Origin of the sequence: uncultured Pedobacter sp. (assembly GCF_913776295.1) — a bacterium.
GTDB lineage: Bacteria > Bacteroidota > Bacteroidia > Sphingobacteriales > Sphingobacteriaceae > Pedobacter.
The window spans coordinates 87,806-106,767 of record NZ_CAJYOJ010000065.1 but is presented as its reverse complement, the minus strand read 5'-3'; the positions used below and the strand labels follow the sequence as shown (position 1 = coordinate 106,767).

The window sequence follows — 18,962 nt, the reverse complement described above, 5'->3', positions numbered from 1 at the left end:
ATAATCAGCTAAAATTTTAGCTGATTATGGAATTTTGGAGTTTTGCCCATCTATATTAAAACGCAATTCATCTTATGAACATATTATTACGTATCTCAACTTTACTTCTCTTTACCTTTTTGTTGTCCTTAGATGTTTCTGCGCAGCATCAATATACGCTGATGGATTTCTACAGGGTAGATTCAATGGCCAACCAGGCCAAACCAAAAGACGCGCTTGCTTTAGTTGAAAAAATATATGGGCAGGCCAGCCAAACGCGCAATATGCCTTTGCTCATTAAATCGGTTATTTACCGGATGATGTTTCAAAGTTATCTGGAAGAAAATGCCTTTGATAAAATTTTGATCGGTTTGCGTAAAGACATAGGTAATGCTGAACAGCCTGAAAAAAGCATTTTACAATCCCTTCTAGCCGAAACCTATTGGAACTACCTGCAACAGAACCGTTGGCAGATTAATCAGCGTACACAGGTACAGGGTGATATTGGTAATGACATTAAAACCTGGAACATAAAAAAACTGAATGATGAAACGGTAAAATATTACCTACTATCCTTAAAAGAAAGCCAACTTTTACAACAAACTAAAGTAGATACTTTAGATGCGGTTTTGGCTGGCGATAAAACATACAGAAGCTTTAGGCCTACTTTATACGATCTGTTGGCGCACCGTGCCCTTGATGTTTTTAGCAATACACAGTTAAGACTCACCCAATATGATGATGAACTGATTGACATGAGTAATGTTGATTGGTTTGGAAGCAGACAAATATTCTTAAACATGCCATTGCCTGTTGACAGTACCTCGTTTAAAACGCAGGCTTTGCAGCTTTTTAAAAAACTGATCATATTCCATCAGAACAGCGGCAATTCTTCAGCATTGGCAGATGTGGATTTAAAACGGTTAAAATTTGTAAAACAGTATTTTGCCAGCGATAGTCAGGAATTGTATGATAATGCTTTAAGCAAGTTAGCTGAGCAAAGTATTCAAAGCGAAGTTTTTACTGATATTATTTATGAGCAGGCCGTTTTACATAAAAATGCACAACTACCTGTTGATACCAATAAGCAAAACCTGATTACGGCAGTTGCTTTGGCCGAAAAAGCAATAAATGCCTTTCCAAACAGCATTGGGGCAGAGAATGCCCGAAATTTAATTGAAGATATTGAAAGCAGTAGTTTATCGGTTCAGGTAAAAGAATTTGTACAGCCGGATCGACCAAGCCAATTACATTTATCATATAAAAACATTGATAGTGTACAGCTGAGGCTGTATCGTTCGCCCGAATTCAAAAATAACAATGAACAGTTTAACAACAAGGCTAGTTTCTTAGCTTTTTTGAAAAAGAATAAATCCTTTAGGCAATGGGCCATAGCTGTTCGCAGTACCAACGATTATCAAACCCACAGTTTAGTAGATAAAATGGAGGGATTGCCATTTGGTGATTATACATTAATTGTGCAGTCCATCAACCGTAAACAGAATGATACCGTTTACAGCAACATCAATTTCAAGGTTACGGCCATGGCGGTGATCAATAGGCGTAATATCGAAAAACACGAATATTTTGTCAGCCAACTGAATAATGGTGCGCCATTGAAAAACGTAAAGATTCAGCAACGACGATATGATTATAATACCCGGAAGTTTATTGATGGCGCTTTAGTTACAACTGATGATAAAGGTTATGCCAGCACCTATGAAACAGACAGAAATATTTCTTACGCGGTAGTTACGTTCGCTAAAGATGAACTGAAATTAAATATCAACAATTATAATAGCTATAGGGAAGATGAAGATGAAGAACGGGTTATTCTTTTTACGGATAGGCCCATTTACCGCCCCGGACAAACGGTTTATTATAAAGGATTGTGTTTAAAAATCCTGAATGGAAAAAATAAAATTGCCATTAATAAAGCTGTTGATATTTCTTTTAATGATGCCAATGGGAAAGAAATTACCTCAACAAAATTAATGAGTAACGACTACGGCACATTCCAAGGTTCATTTACCGTCCCAATGGGGATATTGAACGGCCGGATGGAAATTGAAACCGATTATGGCCGTATTGCTGTACAGGTAGAAGAATATAAGCGGCCTACTTTTGAAGTGGTTTTTGATAAACCCAACAAACATTATAAATTGAACGATAGTATCAAAGTTGAGGGTAGAGCAAGTTCATTTTCGGGCTATTCGGTAAGCAACGCGAAGGTAACTTATAAAATTTTCAGAAACCTGGTGTATGATCAAAGGCTTATTTACGGGCAAACCGGTAATGGGTTTGGTTCGAGGATACATGCGGACAGAAAGCAGATCGCTACTGGTAAAACCAATACGAAAGCAGCCGGTAAATTTGAGATTATTTTTTTTGCAAAGGCTGAGGATAGCGGTAAAAACTATGTTTACGAAATTGTAGCTGATGTAACGGATTTGAATGGAGAAACCCGTTCGAAGACAATCAACCTCACGGTAGGAAAGAAAGATATTATGCTTAACGTCAGCGCAGCGCAAGTTGTGTATTTGAGCAACAAGGTAGATAGCATCTCTTTTTCGGTTAACAATTTAAATAATGAGGCCATCACGGCTGATGTTAAAGCTGAATGGAGCTTATTGCAGGCACCATCCAGGTTGATGAACAAAAGCCCGTTTTATGCCGAAAGCTATGCCATGAGTAAGGAAGATTTTATTAAAAACTTTCCTAATGATGATTATGACAATGAACTTGAGGTAGCTAAATGGCCGGTAAAATCGGTTGAATTTAAACAGCACCTGAATGCTAAAAATGGGCGGGGAAATTTAAATTTCAGTCAGAAAGACTTGAAGCCAGGTTATTATAAAATTAGTTTAACAGCTGTTAATGGGCAAAATGATACCATTAAAGTAGATAAATACCTGGTAATTTATCACAAGTCACCTGCGGTAATACAATCTAACATCGAATGGATTACACCAGAAATTACGGTGGTCAAACCAAATGAAAGCGCTGTATTCCGTTTAGCGGGGCTGACAGAAAACAGCAAAGCATATTACGAAGTTTACTATCGTGATAGTATAGCCGAAAAAGTTTGGATCAATTTATCGCCAAAACAGACCATTGTTAAAATACAACCAAACGTAAATGATGAAGATGGTTTTGCCGTACAGTTTACCATGGTACATCAGGGTACCGTTTACAACTCCATGCAACAGGTTAAAATTGTAGATCCACAGAAAGAACTAAATATCCGTTTTTTAACCTTCAGAGATAAATTACAGCCAGGTGAAAAGGAAAGTTGGAAGCTGCAGATCAGTAATAATAAAGGAGAAAAACAAATGGCCGAAATGTTGGCCACACTCTACGATGCAAGTTTAGACGAACTTAGGCCAATGGACTGGAACACAAATCTGCAAACCAGCTTTAATTATGGTTTTTATAACTGGAATTTCAGTGTAAACAATGTAGCCTACCCAGGCTACCTATGGTTTTTAAGACAGAAAAAAAAATATAGCTTAATTACCAGACACTATGAAAACCTGAACCTGTTTGGTTATAACTATTATGGCGGATACAATTTTGGTTACCACAACTACATCAGTAATTTACATAGGGCTACACGGAAAGGATTATCACCAGAGGCGGTTAAAAAGCTCGCAGGTTTAGAAAATGGTAAATTAATCTATGGAGCGGTTTTTGATCAGCGGGGTGAAATACTTCCAGGCGTACAGGTTAGTGCAGGTAAAAAGGTAACCACCACCAATGTTTTTGGAATTTATACTATTGATGCTAAAGCAGGTGAAACACTTAATTTTTCTTATATCGGATTTAAACGCCATTTGATAAAAATAGGCAATAAAAAACGGATTGATGCAACCTTAAAAGAAGATGGGACAGCTTTAAATGAAATAACGGTTGTAGGCTTTGGCACGCAGAAAAAGAAAAGTATGACCAGTTCGGTTATTCAGATTAGAGGAATGTCGACTTTGCAAGGCAAAGCTGCGGGATTAAGTACTGAGCCACCTACAGTTGAAAGATTAAAGAGTGCGCCTTCAGGAGAAGAATTAAATGATAAACTTAAGGCCCCTACATTGCGTAAAGAAGTAGAGGCGCTCAAATATCAAAAACCAAATATTGCAGCTCGTACTAATTTCAACGAACTTGCTTTTTTTTATCCGCAATTGTTAACGGACAACAAAGGTGAAATCAAAATTGAGTTTACCATACCGCAGAGTTTAACCCGTTATAAAATGATGGGTTTTGCACATACCAAAGATTTAAAAACGGCAACGATCACGAACGAACTGGTTACGCAAAAACAACTGGCCGTTGCCATAAATGCACCTCGCTTTTTTAGGGAAGGTGACACCATTTTATTAAGTGCCAAGCTGAATAACTTAGCTGGTAAAAAACTTGCGGGCAATGCCAGTTTAGCACTTACAGATGCTTTGACCGGAAAACAGGTCCAAATTTTTGAGGCAAATGATAAAGCTGAGAAAACTTTCGAAGTGGATAATGAGGGAAATTCCGTTATAAAGTGGACATTGATTATCCCTTCGGGCATTAATGCCATTACTTATAAGGTTTTGGCCCAAAGTGGCAAATTTAGCGATGGTGAAGAAAATACCATTCCGGTTTTGGCAAATGCCATGTTGGTTACCGAAAGTATGCCCATAAATGTTCGCGGTTATGCCACTAAAACTTTCGATTTTGAGAAACTGGAGCAGTCAGGAGCCTCAAAAACTTTACGCAACCAAGGTTTAACTTTCGAATTTACTTCCAATCCGGTGTGGTATGCGGTGCAGGCCTTACCTTACCTCATGGAGTATCCATACGAGTGTGCCGAGCAAACCTTTAGCCGCTTTTACGCCAATAGTTTTGCAACGGGAATCATCAATTCATCTCCAAAAATTAAAACGGTTTTCGAGCAATGGAAAAATACCAATAACGGCGAAGCGTTGTTGTCCAATCTGGAGAAAAACCAGGAATTGAAATCGATTTTATTGGAAGAAACACCTTGGGTACGCCATGCTGATAATGAAACAGAGCGTAAAAAACGTTTGGCTACACTTTTCGACTTAAACAGAATGACCTATGAATTAAGAAACAATTTCGAAAAGCTGGAAAAAATGCAGTTTAACAATGGCGCTTTTCCATGGTTTAATGGAATGCAGGAAGATCAATACATTACCCAGCACATTGTTTTAGGTATGGGCCAGTTGAAAAAAATGAAAATGATCGATGAAAAAGCATATCCAAATTTCAATGCCATACTTAACAAGGCCATTATCTATTTAGATCAAAAATTTATCAACGATTATAAAAAAGAGCTGAAAGACAAACGTTTTGCTTACTTGCCACTACACTATCTATTTGCGAGAAGTTATACCGAACATAAAAATACAAGCACTGATTTTACAAAAGCTAAAAACTTTTACCTCAAAAAATTGATTTCCGAATGGAAAACCTTTGATCAATACCAGCTGGCACAGACAGCTTTGGTTTTAAACCGAAACGGCAATCAGGTAGAAGCCAAAAAAATCATTGCACTATTACGGCAAACCGCACAACAAAATGACGAAATGGGTATGTACTGGGCTGCCAATAAAGCGGGCTGGTGGTGGTACCAAAGTCCGATCGAAACCCAATCGTTATTGATTGAAGCTTTTGATGAAATAGCCAACGATACCAGGGCTGTAGAAGAAATGAAAATCTGGCTGCTCAAAAATAAACAAACTAACGATTGGAAAACAACCAAAGCAACTGTTGCGGCCTGTTATGCGCTATTAATGAAAGGTACAGATTTATTAACCGAAAACAATGAACCGGAAATTACCATTGGTGGCCGGAAATTAGCGGCGCTTCAACAAGCTCACGCTACAAAAGAAGCGGGAACCGGTTATCAAAAAGTGACCATTGCAGGTCAGGATGTAACACCCGAAATGGGAAGGGTAGAGGTTAAAAACAACAACCAGACCACCGCCTGGGGGGCATTGTACTGGCAATATTTTGAGCAATTGGATAAAATCACATCCGCCAGCACAGGTGTTAAAATCAAAAAGCAATTGTTCATTCAAAAAGCCAGTGCCAAAGGTGATATCCTGACGCCGTTAACTACCACAAATGTTTTAATGCCTGGTGATTTGTTAAAGGTGCGCATCGAAATTTACTGCGACCGGGATATGGAATACATCCATCTGAAGGATATGCGTTCATCAGGATTCGAGCCGGTAAATGTAATCTCCAGCTATAAATATCAGGATGGTTTAGGGTACTATGAGAGTGCAAAAGATGCATCAACCAATTTCTTCATCAGTTATATGCCAAAAGGAACCTATGTATTTGAATATCCGTTGAGGGTTACCCATGCAGGCAATTTTTCGAATGGGATTACTAGTTTACAATGCATGTATGCGCCAGAATTTACTACGCATTCGGCGGGAATTAGAGTAAGTGTAAAATAATTGATTTGCAAAACCGATGTAGACCTTATATTACTCAGATCATTTATGCGGTCATTTTTTTTGGAAAAGCAGGGTTCGGCGTACTTGGGTTACGGATGTCCCGCTATACGCTTCAAAGCCTCGGTTCGTGCCTCACCTTCGTGTTTTACGCTGCGATCAGGTTTACTTTACAATGGTTTGCATTCTGTATTGCTGTTGTAAAATTCTCAGTGCTTTAAGCCTTTGAGTTTTAAATCGCATTACGTAAGTTGTATTCCGCTATAAGTAGCGCCGATCGGAATAATTTTTTCTCCAATCCAGATTTGGCTGCGGTCAAATTTGGATATTTTATTTTTGGCGATGATAAAAGCCCGATGACAGCGGATAAAATCTGGCTTCGGCAGCAGATCGGCCAGATCGTTAATGGTAATGCGGGAGCTTAGCAGTTTGCTTTTAAGCTGGATCTGAGTGTAATTACCTGAAGCTTCAATGTATAAAATTTCATCCAGTGCTACTTTTATCTGCTCATAACCATCTTTTACGAAAATGTGGTCGTCTTTTATCATCTTTTTTCCGTTTCGCAGGTTAAGCAGTTCGTGTGCTTTATTGCATGCTTTTAAAAAACGAGGAAGTGAAAAAGGTTTCAACAGGTAATCAACCGCATCCAGTTCGAAACTTTGCACCGCATGTTCGGTATATGCTGTAGTGAAAATGACCATTGGCGGCTTGCTCAGGCTCTTTAAAAAATCGATACCGCTGATATCGGGCATTTTAATGTCGAGGAAAATCAGGTCAACCTGATTATGCTGAAGATAGGTAATGGCTGCAAAAGCATCTGTAAAGGTTTCCTGTAAAATAATAAACGGAACTTTAGAGGCATGCGATTTTATAATATCTAATGCAATCGGTTCATCATCTATAGCAATGGCAATCATTTTGTGTGTTTTATCTCTTCTTTTATGCTAACGAAGGGAATATCTCTGTTAGCTCAAAGGCGATCGTCATTTCGACCGTAGCGGAGAAATCTTTTAAACTGAGACCAAAGATTTCTCCCCGCCTGTACGGGCAGGCATTACGCTGCGCTCCAGTCGAAGTGACGAATCGCACAAATTTATCAATTTAAATTATTTACTTTTTATTTGATTTCCGAGAGATACTTATCACTAATCCAACTGCAAAGTTAAATGAATAAAAAACTCATTTGCACTTTCGCGGATAATCAGTTCATGTTTTCCATAATAGAGCAATGATAAACGTTGTTTAACATTTTCAAGTCCGATGCCGCTTTTTAGCTTCTCAGGATCATTGTCGGCTTTAATGTATATGCTGTTGCTTACATCAAAATACAAGGTGCTTTCTTTAGTTTGCAGGGTAATTTTGATGTAAGAGGGTTGTTGTAAGCTAATTCCATGTTTAAATGCATTTTCGATAAACGGGATTAATAACATGGGTGTAATCTGAAGGTTGTTTAACTGTTCTTCAATATGCGTATCAATCCTGATATCAGCAGAACGCGAGGTACGGAGTTTTTGCAGATCGATATAATTGTTGAGATATTCTACTTCACGGGTGAGCGAAATTTTATCCAGTGTATTTTCATGGAGCATAAAACGCATCATATCGCCCAGTTTTTGTATACCCTCGCCGGTTCTTTCTGCATTTTCCTGCAAAGCAGTTCCAAATAATGTATTTAAGGCATTGAATAAAAAGTGTGGATTGATTTGTGATTTTAAGAAATTCAGGCTGGCGTCAGATTTGCCTAGCTCTGTTTTAAGCATTTGTATCTCGCTCAGTTTTTCAAATTTATGTTTGTAAACATACCAGGCAGATGGCGTGGTGATACAGATTAAACAGATTAGATTTAATGTTAAGGTAATGGGAACAACCGCGCCATTGCGCATAAAAGGAATCAGAACCAGCAAGAGCAAAAGTGAAATGATAATGGTTATACCTACGTTGCCCCAGAAATACCGGCCAAAACCTTTGAAATTTTTGCGAAGATTTGGAATGATGTAATAAATAGAAAGAAAGGCAAAGAAAATATTTACCGGTGGTACCAATAGCCAGATAATCAATAATTCATAATCAATCCTTAACGAAAGCACGGCAGCAAACACCAGGAGCGAAATCAACCAGATTTTAGTCGAGGTAAAAATTTCCGGAACGATGTTGTTACTGTATTGCTTTAAAAAAGAAATCCGGTTTAACAATACTAATCCGCGTTCATTAAAATAAGAATAGGCATTGATAAGCAGATAAAGAAAAAAGATATAACTGAATGCTTCTCCAAAGAATACGCCGTAGGCCTGATCGATATTGTCATATTCTATTAACCTGTGTGGTTGGGCATAGGTATTGGCTACCATCCAGCCAATGATAGAGAAAGCAGTAACCGCTACAGTAATGATCAGGTTCATGATCATATTTTGCTTCCTTGCCAATTGGGGCATTGAAACAAAATTGAATACCAGAAAACTAAAGTAAAGCATGGTAATTTTAAATACCTCCGGAAGGAAAAAATTTTGAAGAACGTTATAATTAACACCATTGTCAGCGTAATGATAGGAGTTTCCGGGTCCGTAATTGATTTTTGTGCAAATACTGATCAAAGCCAGGATGTATAATGTGGTAGAGATCCAAAACTCCAGCTGGTTGATATTTTTAGATCTGATAGCAGATGAATGATCTGAAAGAATTTCCATTTTGTTCTAAATTAATGGCACAATTTTACAAAGAGAATTTATACCGATTATTAAAATGTGATGGATGGCGCTAAAAATGTGACGAATGAATAGGATTGCAGGATTTTAAGATCAGTTAGGCAATCCGATAATTGTGCAGTCAGATGTTACCTGACTGTTCCTGACATCCAATCTCCGGTACCTGCCTGCTCCTGATTCAAACATTTTATGGATAAACAATTTTACTATCTTTGAAACGGATAGCCGGATTTGTTTCTCTATTATCCATATAACATTTTCCATCTTATATTATTCAATATGACCGTTTACGGAATTCCAAATTGCAATACAGTAAAAAAGGCGCTTGATTGGCTAAAAGCACATCAGGTTGACTTTGAGTTTCATGACTTTAAGAAAAAGGGCATCACCATTGAAAAATTAAACGAGTGGTGTAACACTTTCGGCTGGGAAACGGTATTAAACCGAAAAGGTTTAACCTGGAAAAAATTAACTAAAGAAGAGCAAGCCAAAATTGATAACCAGGATTCGGCAATTGCTTATTTAAAAGAAAATACCAGTGCAATAAAACGTCCGGTTGTTGAGCAAAACAACAAGGCTGTCTTAATTGGATTTGACGATGAAAATTATTTAAAAACACTAGCCTGATTCAGTTGTTCTAATGTTAAAGATTGTTAAATGCAGTGTTTAATTGTTGAACTAAGTTACTTTTGAGTATGTACAAACTGATCATTTTTCTATTGCTGGCATTGCCCCTGGGTACTTTCGCACAAGCGGTAACTACTGGTACAGTTTTCGATTTTTCGAAAAAAAACCTTTCTCTTCCTGGTGTTAGTATCAGAAACCTGAACAGTAAAAAATCAACCAGTACAAATAAAGATGGAAAGTATACGATAAGTGCCAATATTGGAGATCTTTTAGAGTTTTCTGCCGTAGGCTATCACACCGATACGCTATACCTGACCAACCTTTTGAACAGAACCATATATTTACCCGCTAAAACGAATAGCTTAAAAGATGTGGATATCACCGCAGTAAGGATGAATAGTCAGATTACGGATGCTAAAGATCCGTTAGCTGAGAAATATACGCTATTGAGTACGGGCGGAAACCTGAACCGTAAACGCATGACTGATAAAGTTGGGGGTTTGAGTCTAAATCTTGGTTATGGTAAATATAAGAGGCAACAGCGCAAAGAAGCAGATTTGGAAGAAAGAGAAATGTATCAGGATGAAATAGATGAAAATTTTACCCCAAAGGCCATTACCGATCTGACTAAACTGGAAGGTGAGGAGCTTAAAAACTTTATGATCATTTATAGGCCTTCAATCGAGGCTGTAAAGGGCGAAAGGCCATTCCGCTATGCTTTTTATATTTCACGGGCCTTTGCCTCCTGGAATAAATTAACGCCTCAGGAGAGAAAACTCCAGGATCTTCCAAAGTTGAAAGCGAATTAACATCACATATTGCTATTGGTAACATTATTAAACACATGTAAATCTATATGTGGTTATTTTTTATATTTACCGCCGATTACAATCTTATTATCATCATGAAATTGACTAAACTGATTAACTTTGGCTTAGTTTGTTGTGTTTTTGCTTTTTCTGCATCGGCTCAACAGACTACACCCCCTGCACCAGCAACCAACTATAATCCTGCTGAAGCGTTTGGACCACTATTTTATACACAAAACGGGAATGAGTTTCGTTCTGCCAATGGTGCACCAGGTCCGAAATATTGGCAAAACCGGGTTGATTATAACATTACTGCCAATCTGGATGAAACCAAAAACATGGTGAGTGGAACCGTTACGATTACTTATAAAAACAATAGCCCCGATAAATTGCCCTATCTATGGTTGCAGTTAGATCAAAATACCTTTAAAGAAACTTCACGCGGTTACGCCATTACCCCATCACGCAGCCGTTATGGCGCGCAGGGTGAAAAGTTTGATGGCGGATATAAAATCCAGAACATTAGTGTAGCGCAAAAAGCAGGTGCAGTAAAATTTACCTCCATAGTTGAGGATACCCGTATGCAGATCCGATTAGATCAGCCTTTGGCCCCGAATGGCGATTTGGTGACCATCAAAATGGATTATTCGTATATCGTACCTAAAGAAGGATCGGATAGAACCGGACATTTAACCACCAAAAACGGCGAAATTTTTGCCATTGCACAGTGGTTTCCACGCATGTGTGTGTATGACGATGTAATTGGCTGGAATACTTTGCCTTATTGGGGAGGTGGTGAGTTTTATTGCGAATACGGCGATATCAACTTTGCCATTACTGCGCCTGCCAGCCATATCGTAATGGGTTCTGGTGAATTGTTAAACCCTGCCGAAGTTTTTACACCGGAGCAGTTAAAAAGATGGAATGCGGCTAAACAAAGTGATGCTACTGTACACATCCGTAGCGAAGCAGAGGTAACCGATCCAAAATCACGTCCGGCTAAAGATAAATTAACCTGGAAGTTTAAAATCATTAATGCACGCGATGCGGCCTGGGCTTCGTCAAAAGCATTTGTATTGGATGCTGCAAGGTATAAATTGCCAAGTGGTAAAACAGGTTTAGCGGTTTCTGCACAACCAGTAGAGAGCAATGGAGTCGATTCTTATGGTCGTGGTGTGGAATATGTAAAAACCACTATCGAGCATTATTCATCAAAATGGTTCGAATACCCATATCCAATGGCTGTTAATGTAGCCACTAATATTGGTGGCATGGAATATCCGGGCATTGTTTTCTGTGGCTGGAAGGCAAAAAAAGCCAGCGCATGGGGCGTAATCGATCATGAATTTGGCCATACCTGGTTTCCAATGATTGTGGGATCCAACGAGCGTAAATATGGTTGGATGGATGAAGGTTTCAATACTTTCATTAATGGCATTTCGAAGAAAAATTTTAATAATGGCGAATACGCCAGTCCTCCGGCTGATTTACACAGGATCGGCAGAAGTGTGATCGGTAACCCGATTTACGAAAATATTATGCAAATGCCTGATGGGATGGCCGAAAGAAACATCGGCGTTAACCTATACAGCAAACCAGGTTGGGGACTTGACATTTTGAGAAACCAGATTTTAGGGGAAGACCGTTTTGATTATGCTTTTCGCCAATACATCAAAAACTGGGCGTTTAAACACCCAACACCATTTGATTTCTTCCGTTCGATGGAAAATGGGGCAGGAGAAGATTTAGCCTGGTTCTGGAGAAGCTGGTGGTTAAATAGCTGGAAAATGGATCAGGGTATCGCTGGTGTTGAGGCTGTTAAGCAAGACGGGAAACTGGTAAGCTATAATATCAGAGTGGTGAACCTGGAAAAAATGCCGATGCCAATTATTCTTCAGATCAAAACCAAAAGTGGAAAAACGGAGACCGTGAAAGTTCCCGTTGATGTTTGGATGAAAAATACCAGTTGGTTAGTTCGTTTCCCAACAACTGAAGAAATTGAATCCGTTACTTTAGATCCGGATAAAGTATTGCCAGATTCAAATCCGGATAACGATACCTGGACGGCCGCGGGAAACTAAGCGCACATTAAATCATTCCAGACCTCCTGATTTTAAAGATCAGGAGGTTTTTTTTTGCAAAGCACCGACGGTTAAATTTCGGATATCAGTTGGTGTAGCATCAAAATTATACCAACTTGGCACTTCTCTTATAGAAATAAACAATCCTGAAGTTATTTCTGATCCCCGACCAGATGGCTATTCGCATGTTGCTGCCGTTCCGGTCTGGAGTTAACTGGTATTTATTGCGGGTCAGGGAGGAGCAAAAGCGATGGTGTTTTAAGTCGCAATTTCAGGACCCAGGTTGCCATCGTATTTGAAAACATTGCCATTGCATTAGCCAGCAGAGGCTTAAAAATGGAGAACATCGCTAAGTTAACCACTTTGGTGGTCGATTACGATGAGGAGAAGCACGAGGTGTTGATCGAAGAATCGATTAAGATATGGCCTGATCAGCGATTTCCCGTAAATACACTTATTCCAGTCCGAGAGTAGCCTTAAACGGCATGTTGATCGAGATTGACGCTACGGCCATTGGCTAATTTCTAAATCAGGTTGAAATTATATTTTGGAAACGTAGCTTGTTATTTTGCGGTATGCTGGACAGGCTTTTCATCATAAACCTGACAGCAGCGGGCATTCCGATTTTTCATCGGAATAAAGCGAATGGCGGGGCTACAATGGCCAAGCGCCACTGCACGTTCGTTTCCAAAAAAATAGAAATATGATTAACTTAGTGTTGCAAAGGCATCGCTAACTGCTGGATGTTTTAAATCTCTACACTAACATTAATCGGAATTTTAAGGATGGAAAAAGGAGAGCGCAAAAACGTTTATAAGGTTTACAATAAAATTGGGCGTTGGTTTGCTGAAAATCGTTATGCCGATTTGGTGGAAAAAGCTTACTTAGATGATATTCTCGGATACCTTCCGGCGGATGCAAAGGTTTTGGACCTGGGCTGTGGTAATGGGAAGCCGATACTGGAATATTTCATTAACCATGGTATAAATGTTTTAGGCGTTGATGCCAGTACGCAAATGATCGAATTGGCCAGGGCCAACTTCCCAGCAGTGAGGTTTCTGATTAAGGATATGCGAGAACTGGATCTTGATGAAAAATTTGATGCGATTATTGCCTGGCATAGTCTTTTTCATCTTCCGGCTGATGACCAACCGAATATGTTTACCATTTTTAAGCATCACTTAAAGGCCGGCGGTATTTTACTGTTTACATCCGGAACGGAACGGGGAGAAGTATGGGGGCTGAACGGGGGCGAAAATCTTTTTCATGCTTCTTTAGCTACTGCTGAATATCAGAATTTATTACAGGAAAACCAATTTGAGTTGCTCAAACACAAAGTAAACGATCCTGATTGCGGTGGCGCAAATGTTTGGATGGCAAAGCACAAACCCAATAAATTCCTTTAACTTTGTTCCATGGCCGAACAGCAAAAGAACAACCCCTTACACGGTATCACTTTAGAGAAAATAGTAACTGACCTCCATGCACATTATGGCTGGGAGAAATTGGGATCGTTAATCAGGATCGATTGTTTTAATAACAATCAATCCATCAAATCGAGCTTGAAATTTTTAAGACGTATGCCCTGGGCAAGAAAAAAAGTAGAAGATTTATACCTAGACACTTTTAATAAATGATGGAATAAGTGAGTTTAGCAGGATAAAATAATCTAGTCTAATCCAATATTCGCTCATTCAATCATTTCCTTTGCAAACTTTACTTGGACCGTCATCATAATAAAACCCTCTTGAACGGGAATATTATTTCTAAATATTTTGAGCAGGAAAAGGCCCATTATACTTTTAAATTTGACTGACCATAGTTCATAAAATCTTCATTTTGATTTTCGAGATTTAAATCAACAAAATAACAAGGTTTATTCATTATTAAATCCACTTGAAAATGAAAGCAATTAAAGTTTTAAGCATCGCTTTATTAGCCATGTTTACCTTCGCAACCGTTAATGCAAAAACTGTAGCGCATGCAAAACCAACTACAGAAAAATCACAGACTAAAAAAAGTCATCAAAAACATCATCATCATAAACACACACACAAAGTAGCCAAAGTTTAATAAGGAAAGTCTTTCAGGTAAAACTGGAAGACTTTTTTTATATCGTCTGGACAATAATGAATTGACTTAGGTTATGTGTTTCAGTCCCGGAATCAGTCTCTTTTAATAAGTATTGACCACTATCGGCTATTCGTTCCTTCAAAGGTTACTCTTTTATCATTTGTGCTTACCAATTCAGAAAGCTCGTATACATTTCTATAGCCATAACCATATAGATTAATATATGTAGGGATATTTAAGGCCAATGAAATGGGTGCTATTTTTTTCTTTATCAAATCAGGCACAACTTCTTTGCTGGCGAAATTTACCTGATCATCAATAAAATTATTATTGCAGTAGATTAGTATTCTGACCTCTGCATGGGGAATAATCTTTAACAGGTTTTGCTGTGTAAAATCAGCAAAATTTAAATGTATCGCCCCTTTAATATGCTTTCTTTTAAAAAGGCTATCTGAACGGGTATCTAAAATAACCGTGCCTTTCTCTCCCGCCATTTTCAGAAATGTGGGGAGATCAACCAGCTTATTTTTACGGTGTGCTTTAACCTTTGGTATAAGTTTTTCATAAGCCTCAAAATCTACGTTAGCCTTTCTTTTAGGAGGTGTGGTTTGTGCATTACATAGAATTGCAAGGTTGCAAAGCATGATTGTGATGACGATTAGCTTCATTTTTTAGATTGGTTTTTAATAAAGATAATGAGTTTTACATAACGGCATATAAAACAATTAAGTATTTGTCATAGAGAACTTGAAGCGTGAGCTGTTGACTAGAAAGTCTTAACTGCAGACTCGACGGCAAAACCTTAACCATCAACTGAAAACCAACAATTGCCAACTTAAAACTTTTTATGCTAACCCCTTGATTTTTAAAAAGAATTGTTCTACTTTTGCAGTCCGTTTTATGGGCTATCTGTAAGGATGCCGGGGGAGCGGTAAATTTTTTAAATAAAAAACATAAAAAAGCACAATGCCAACCATTCAACAATTAGTTAGAAAAGGTAGAGTAGCACTGGAGTTCAAGAGTAAGTCTCCAGCGTTGGACAGCTGTCCACAGCGAAGAGGTGTATGTACACGTGTGTACACCACTACCCCTAAAAAACCAAACTCAGCAATGCGTAAAGTAGCCCGTGTTCGTTTAACGAACGGTAAAGAGGTGAATGCTTACATCCCTGGAGAAGGTCACAACTTACAGGAGCACTCCATCGTATTGATCCGTGGTGGTCGTGTTAAAGATTTACCAGGTGTACGTTACCACATCATTCGTGGTGCGTTAGATACATCAGGCGTGGCTGGTCGTAACCAACGTCGTTCTAAATATGGTACTAAACGTCCTAAACCAGGTCAGGCAGCTGCCGCACCTGCAAAAGGAAAGAAAAAATAATCGGGAGGAAATAAGAAATGAGAAAGTCAAAACCAAAAAAGAGAATTATTCTTCCTGATCCAAAATTTAATGATGTTCAGGTAACCCGTTTTGTAAACAACATGATGTACGATGGAAAAAAATCTATCGCTTACTCCATTTTTTACGATGCTGTTGAAATTGCGGAGAAAAAAGCAGGTGAAAACGGTTTAGAGGTGTTCAAACGTGCATTAACTAACATTATGCCAGCTGTAGAGGTTAAATCCCGTCGTGTTGGTGGTGCCAACTTCCAGGTTCCAACTGAGGTTAGACCAGAGCGTAAAACAGCTTTAGGTATGAAATGGTTAATTTTATATGCTCGTCGTCGTGGTGAAAAAACGATGAAAGAAAAATTAGCTGGTGAAATCGTAGCTGCTGCTAAGGGTGAAGGTGCTGCTGTTAAAAAGAAAGAGGATACGCACAAAATGGCTGAGGCTAACAAAGCGTTCTCTCACTTCAGGTTCTAATTAGAATTAACAGACCAGTAAGATTACACAGATTATTATAGGATTACACAGATAAAATTGAATTCACCGATTACACAAAATAATCGGTGAAATCTTTTAAATCGGTGGAATCAATACTAAAAACATAATGGCAAGAGATTTAAAATTTACAAGAAATATTGGAATTGCGGCTCACATTGATGCTGGTAAAACGACCACTACTGAGCGTATCCTTTATTATGCTGGTGTTAGTCACAAAATTGGTGAAGTGCACGAAGGTGCCGCAACAATGGACTGGATGGCACAAGAGCAAGAGCGTGGTATCACTATTACCTCTGCTGCTACAACCGTAAACTGGAACTACCGTGGTAGCAAATACCACATCAACATTATCGATACACCTGGACACGTAGATTTTACCGTAGAGGTAAACCGTTCATTACGTGTATTAGATGGTTTGGTATTCTTGTTTTCTGCAGTTGATGGTGTTGAGCCACAATCAGAAACCAACTGGCGCTTAGCTAACAACTACAATGTTGCCCGTATCGGTTTTGTTAACAAAATGGACCGTTCTGGTGCCGACTTCTTAAAAGTTGTTAAGCAAGTGAAAGATATGTTAGGTAGCAATGCAGTTCCATTGCAATTACCTATTGGTTCTGAAGATAACTTTAAAGGTGTGGTTGATTTGATCAACAACCGTGGTATCGTTTGGAATGAGCACGATAAAGGTATGACCTTTACTGAAGTGCCAATTCCTGATGATATGTTAGATGAGGTTGCAGAGTGGAGAGAGAAATTGTTAGAATCAGTTGCTGATTATGATGAGACTTTGATGGAGAAATTCTTCGAAGATCCAAACTCAATCACTGAGCGCGAAATTTTAGATGCTTTACGTGCAGCTGTATTGGATGCTAAAATTGTTCCTATGGTTTGTGGTTCATCTTTCAAAAACAAAGGTGTACAAACCATGTTGGATTATGTGATGGAATTATTGCCTTCGCCTTTGGATTCTGAAGGTGTGGTAGGTACTAACCCGAATACAGATCAGGAAGTTTTATTAAAACCATCTGAACAAGAGCCTTTTGCAGCATTAGCATTTAAAATTGCAACTGACCCTTTCGTAGGTCGTTTATGCTTTATCCGTGTTTATTCAGGTAACTTAGAGGCGGGTTCATATGTGTACAATACCCGTTCAAATAACAAAGAGCGTATTTCACGTATCTTCCAGATGCACGCTAACAAGCAAAATCCAATTCCTAACGTAGGTGCTGGTGATATTGCTGCGGTAGTAGGTTTTAAAGATATCAAAACTGGTGATACCCTTTGCGATGAGAAAAATCCAATTGTTCTGGAATCAATGGTATTCCCTGATCCGGTTATCGGTTTAGCTATTGAGCCCAAAACTCAGGCTGACGTTGATAAATTAGGTTTAGCGTTAGGTAAATTAGCAGAGGAAGATCCTACTTTCAGGGTACAAACTGATCAGGAAACTGGCCAAACGGTTATCTCTGGTATGGGTGAGCTTCACTTAGATATCTTAATTGACCGTTTAAAACGCGAATTTAAAGTAGAAGTTAACCAGGGTGCACCACAAGTAGCTTACAAAGAGGCGATCTTCGGTACCTCAGAACACCGCGAAGTTTATAAAAAACAATCAGGTGGTCGTGGTAAATTTGCCGATATCAAAGTGGTGATTTCTCCGATTGATGCTGATTTTGAAAAAGGTGGCTTGCAGTTTGTAAACGAAATTGTAGGTGGTGCTATTCCTCGTGAGTTCATCCCTTCAGTAGAAAAAGGATTTGCATCTGCAATGGCAAATGGTGTTTTAGCTGGTTATCCGCTTCCTGATATGAAAGTACGTTTGATTGATGGTTCATTCCACGCAGTCGATTCAGATGCTTTATCATTCGAGCTTGCAGCCCGTATGGCTTACCGTGAGGCTTTACCTAAATGTAAACCTGCTTTGATGGAGCCAATCATGAAAATCGAAATCTTAACCCCTGAAGAAAACATGGGTGATGTGATCGGTGATATGAACCGTCGTCGTGGTCAGTTGCAAGGTATGGATACCCGTAACGGATCTCAGGTAATCAAAGCATTGGTGCCACTTTCAGAAATGTTTGGTTATGTAACACAGTTACGTACCATCACTTCAGGCCGTGCAACTTCTACAATGGAATTTGACCACTATGAGCCAGCGCCTAAAAACGTACAGGACGAAGTGGTAGCTAAATCTAAAGGAAGAATTAAAACTGAAGACTAATTAAGGTATAAGGTAAAGGGCGTAAGGTATAAGGTTTTCAAGCCCTAAACTTTACACCTTAAACCATTCGCCTTTTTAAAGATAAATCCGGTTTCTGTTGTTAATAGCTCTAACAGGAAGCCATAATTA

The 18,962-nt window shown here is 38.8% G+C and carries 14 protein-coding genes; 11 read left to right on the top strand and 3 right to left on the bottom strand.

Annotated elements, in window-relative coordinates; translation table 11 throughout:
• The first annotated feature begins 74 nt into the window (after positions 1-74).
• Positions 75-6,437: an alpha-2-macroglobulin gene (locus QZ738_RS14850; RefSeq protein WP_293788521.1), complete on the top strand. Its 6,363-nt coding sequence runs from the start codon at positions 75-77 to the stop codon at positions 6,435-6,437.
• Between the two features lie 239 nt (positions 6,438-6,676).
• On the opposite strand, the gene QZ738_RS14845 is transcribed toward QZ738_RS14850, so the two are convergent.
• Positions 6,677-7,351 carry a LytTR family DNA-binding domain-containing protein gene (locus tag QZ738_RS14845; protein WP_293788520.1) on the bottom strand — a complete coding sequence of 225 codons (675 nt, stop codon included), beginning with the start codon at positions 7,349-7,351 and terminating at the stop codon, positions 6,677-6,679.
• A gap of 228 nt (positions 7,352-7,579) precedes the next feature.
• Positions 7,580-9,118 (bottom strand): sensor histidine kinase, encoded by a 1,539-nt coding sequence (locus QZ738_RS14840; RefSeq protein ID WP_293788519.1) that lies wholly within the window; start codon positions 9,116-9,118, stop codon positions 7,580-7,582.
• 297 nt (positions 9,119-9,415) lie between these two features.
• Here QZ738_RS14840 and QZ738_RS14835 point away from each other — a divergent pair, with 297 nt between their 5' ends.
• The 7 genes from QZ738_RS14835 (at position 9,416) to QZ738_RS14805 (ending at position 14,726) form a co-directional block, all read left to right on the top strand.
• Entirely contained in the window at positions 9,416-9,763 is a 348-nt protein-coding gene (locus tag QZ738_RS14835; RefSeq protein ID WP_293788518.1) for a Spx/MgsR family RNA polymerase-binding regulatory protein, read from the top strand.
• Between the two features lie 68 nt (positions 9,764-9,831).
• Positions 9,832-10,572, top strand: coding sequence for a carboxypeptidase-like regulatory domain-containing protein (locus QZ738_RS14830; RefSeq protein WP_293788517.1), 741 nt, complete (start codon positions 9,832-9,834; stop codon positions 10,570-10,572).
• A 47-nt stretch (positions 10,573-10,619) separates the two neighbouring features.
• The gene (locus QZ738_RS14825; RefSeq protein WP_293788516.1) at positions 10,620-12,653 is read left to right on the top strand and encodes a M1 family metallopeptidase; all 2,034 of its coding nucleotides are present in this window, start codon (positions 10,620-10,622) and stop codon (positions 12,651-12,653) included.
• 204 nt (positions 12,654-12,857) lie between these two features.
• Positions 12,858-13,127 carry a Rid family hydrolase gene (locus QZ738_RS14820; protein ID WP_367268597.1) on the top strand — a complete coding sequence of 90 codons (270 nt, stop codon included), beginning with the start codon at positions 12,858-12,860 and terminating at the stop codon, positions 13,125-13,127.
• Positions 13,128-13,438: 311 nt separating this feature from the next.
• The gene (locus tag QZ738_RS14815) at positions 13,439-14,059 is read left to right on the top strand and encodes a trans-aconitate 2-methyltransferase (RefSeq protein ID WP_293788515.1); all 621 of its coding nucleotides are present in this window, start codon (positions 13,439-13,441) and stop codon (positions 14,057-14,059) included.
• 9 nt (positions 14,060-14,068) lie between these two features.
• The gene (locus QZ738_RS14810; protein WP_090984073.1) at positions 14,069-14,290 is read left to right on the top strand and encodes a VF530 family DNA-binding protein; all 222 of its coding nucleotides are present in this window, start codon (positions 14,069-14,071) and stop codon (positions 14,288-14,290) included.
• A gap of 265 nt (positions 14,291-14,555) precedes the next feature.
• Positions 14,556-14,726 (top strand): hypothetical protein, encoded by a 171-nt coding sequence (locus QZ738_RS14805; RefSeq protein WP_293788514.1) that lies wholly within the window; start codon positions 14,556-14,558, stop codon positions 14,724-14,726.
• Between the two features lie 119 nt (positions 14,727-14,845).
• Here the strand turns inward: QZ738_RS14805 and QZ738_RS14800 are convergent, their stop codons facing one another.
• Positions 14,846-15,394, bottom strand: coding sequence for a rhodanese-like domain-containing protein (locus tag QZ738_RS14800; protein WP_293788513.1), 549 nt, complete (start codon positions 15,392-15,394; stop codon positions 14,846-14,848).
• Between the two features lie 298 nt (positions 15,395-15,692).
• On the opposite strand from QZ738_RS14800, the gene rpsL reads away from it, so the two are divergent.
• The 3 genes from rpsL (at position 15,693) to fusA (ending at position 18,833) form a co-directional block, all read left to right on the top strand.
• Entirely contained in the window at positions 15,693-16,106 is a 414-nt protein-coding gene (gene rpsL, locus QZ738_RS14795; protein ID WP_010599925.1) for a 30S ribosomal protein S12, read from the top strand.
• A gap of 17 nt (positions 16,107-16,123) precedes the next feature.
• A complete protein-coding gene (gene rpsG, locus QZ738_RS14790) occupies positions 16,124-16,591 on the top strand; it encodes a 30S ribosomal protein S7 (protein ID WP_025145241.1) in 468 nt (155 codons plus the stop codon).
• Between the two features lie 127 nt (positions 16,592-16,718).
• Entirely contained in the window at positions 16,719-18,833 is a 2,115-nt protein-coding gene (gene fusA, locus QZ738_RS14785) for an elongation factor G (RefSeq protein ID WP_293788512.1), read from the top strand.
• Positions 18,834-18,962: the final 129 nt, after the last annotated feature.

Excerpts from the sequence above, each read along its gene's own strand:
- QZ738_RS14850 (WP_293788521.1), top strand. The coding sequence starts at position 75 with ATGAACATATTATTACGTATCTCAACTTTACTTCTCTTTACCTTTTTG.
- QZ738_RS14845 (WP_293788520.1), bottom strand. The coding sequence starts at position 7,351 with ATGATTGCCATTGCTATAGATGATGAACCGATTGCATTAGATATTATA.
- QZ738_RS14840 (WP_293788519.1), bottom strand. The coding sequence starts at position 9,118 with ATGGAAATTCTTTCAGATCATTCATCTGCTATCAGATCTAAAAATATC.
- QZ738_RS14835 (WP_293788518.1), top strand. The coding sequence starts at position 9,416 with ATGACCGTTTACGGAATTCCAAATTGCAATACAGTAAAAAAGGCGCTT.
- QZ738_RS14830 (WP_293788517.1), top strand. The coding sequence starts at position 9,832 with ATGTACAAACTGATCATTTTTCTATTGCTGGCATTGCCCCTGGGTACT.
- QZ738_RS14825 (WP_293788516.1), top strand. The coding sequence starts at position 10,620 with ATGTGGTTATTTTTTATATTTACCGCCGATTACAATCTTATTATCATC.
- QZ738_RS14815 (WP_293788515.1), top strand. The coding sequence starts at position 13,439 with ATGGAAAAAGGAGAGCGCAAAAACGTTTATAAGGTTTACAATAAAATT.
- QZ738_RS14810 (WP_090984073.1), top strand. The coding sequence starts at position 14,069 with ATGGCCGAACAGCAAAAGAACAACCCCTTACACGGTATCACTTTAGAG.
- QZ738_RS14805 (WP_293788514.1), top strand. The coding sequence starts at position 14,556 with ATGAAAGCAATTAAAGTTTTAAGCATCGCTTTATTAGCCATGTTTACC.
- QZ738_RS14800 (WP_293788513.1), bottom strand. The coding sequence starts at position 15,394 with ATGAAGCTAATCGTCATCACAATCATGCTTTGCAACCTTGCAATTCTA.
- rpsL (WP_010599925.1), top strand. The coding sequence starts at position 15,693 with ATGCCAACCATTCAACAATTAGTTAGAAAAGGTAGAGTAGCACTGGAG.
- rpsG (WP_025145241.1), top strand. The coding sequence starts at position 16,124 with ATGAGAAAGTCAAAACCAAAAAAGAGAATTATTCTTCCTGATCCAAAA.
- fusA (WP_293788512.1), top strand. The coding sequence starts at position 16,719 with ATGGCAAGAGATTTAAAATTTACAAGAAATATTGGAATTGCGGCTCAC.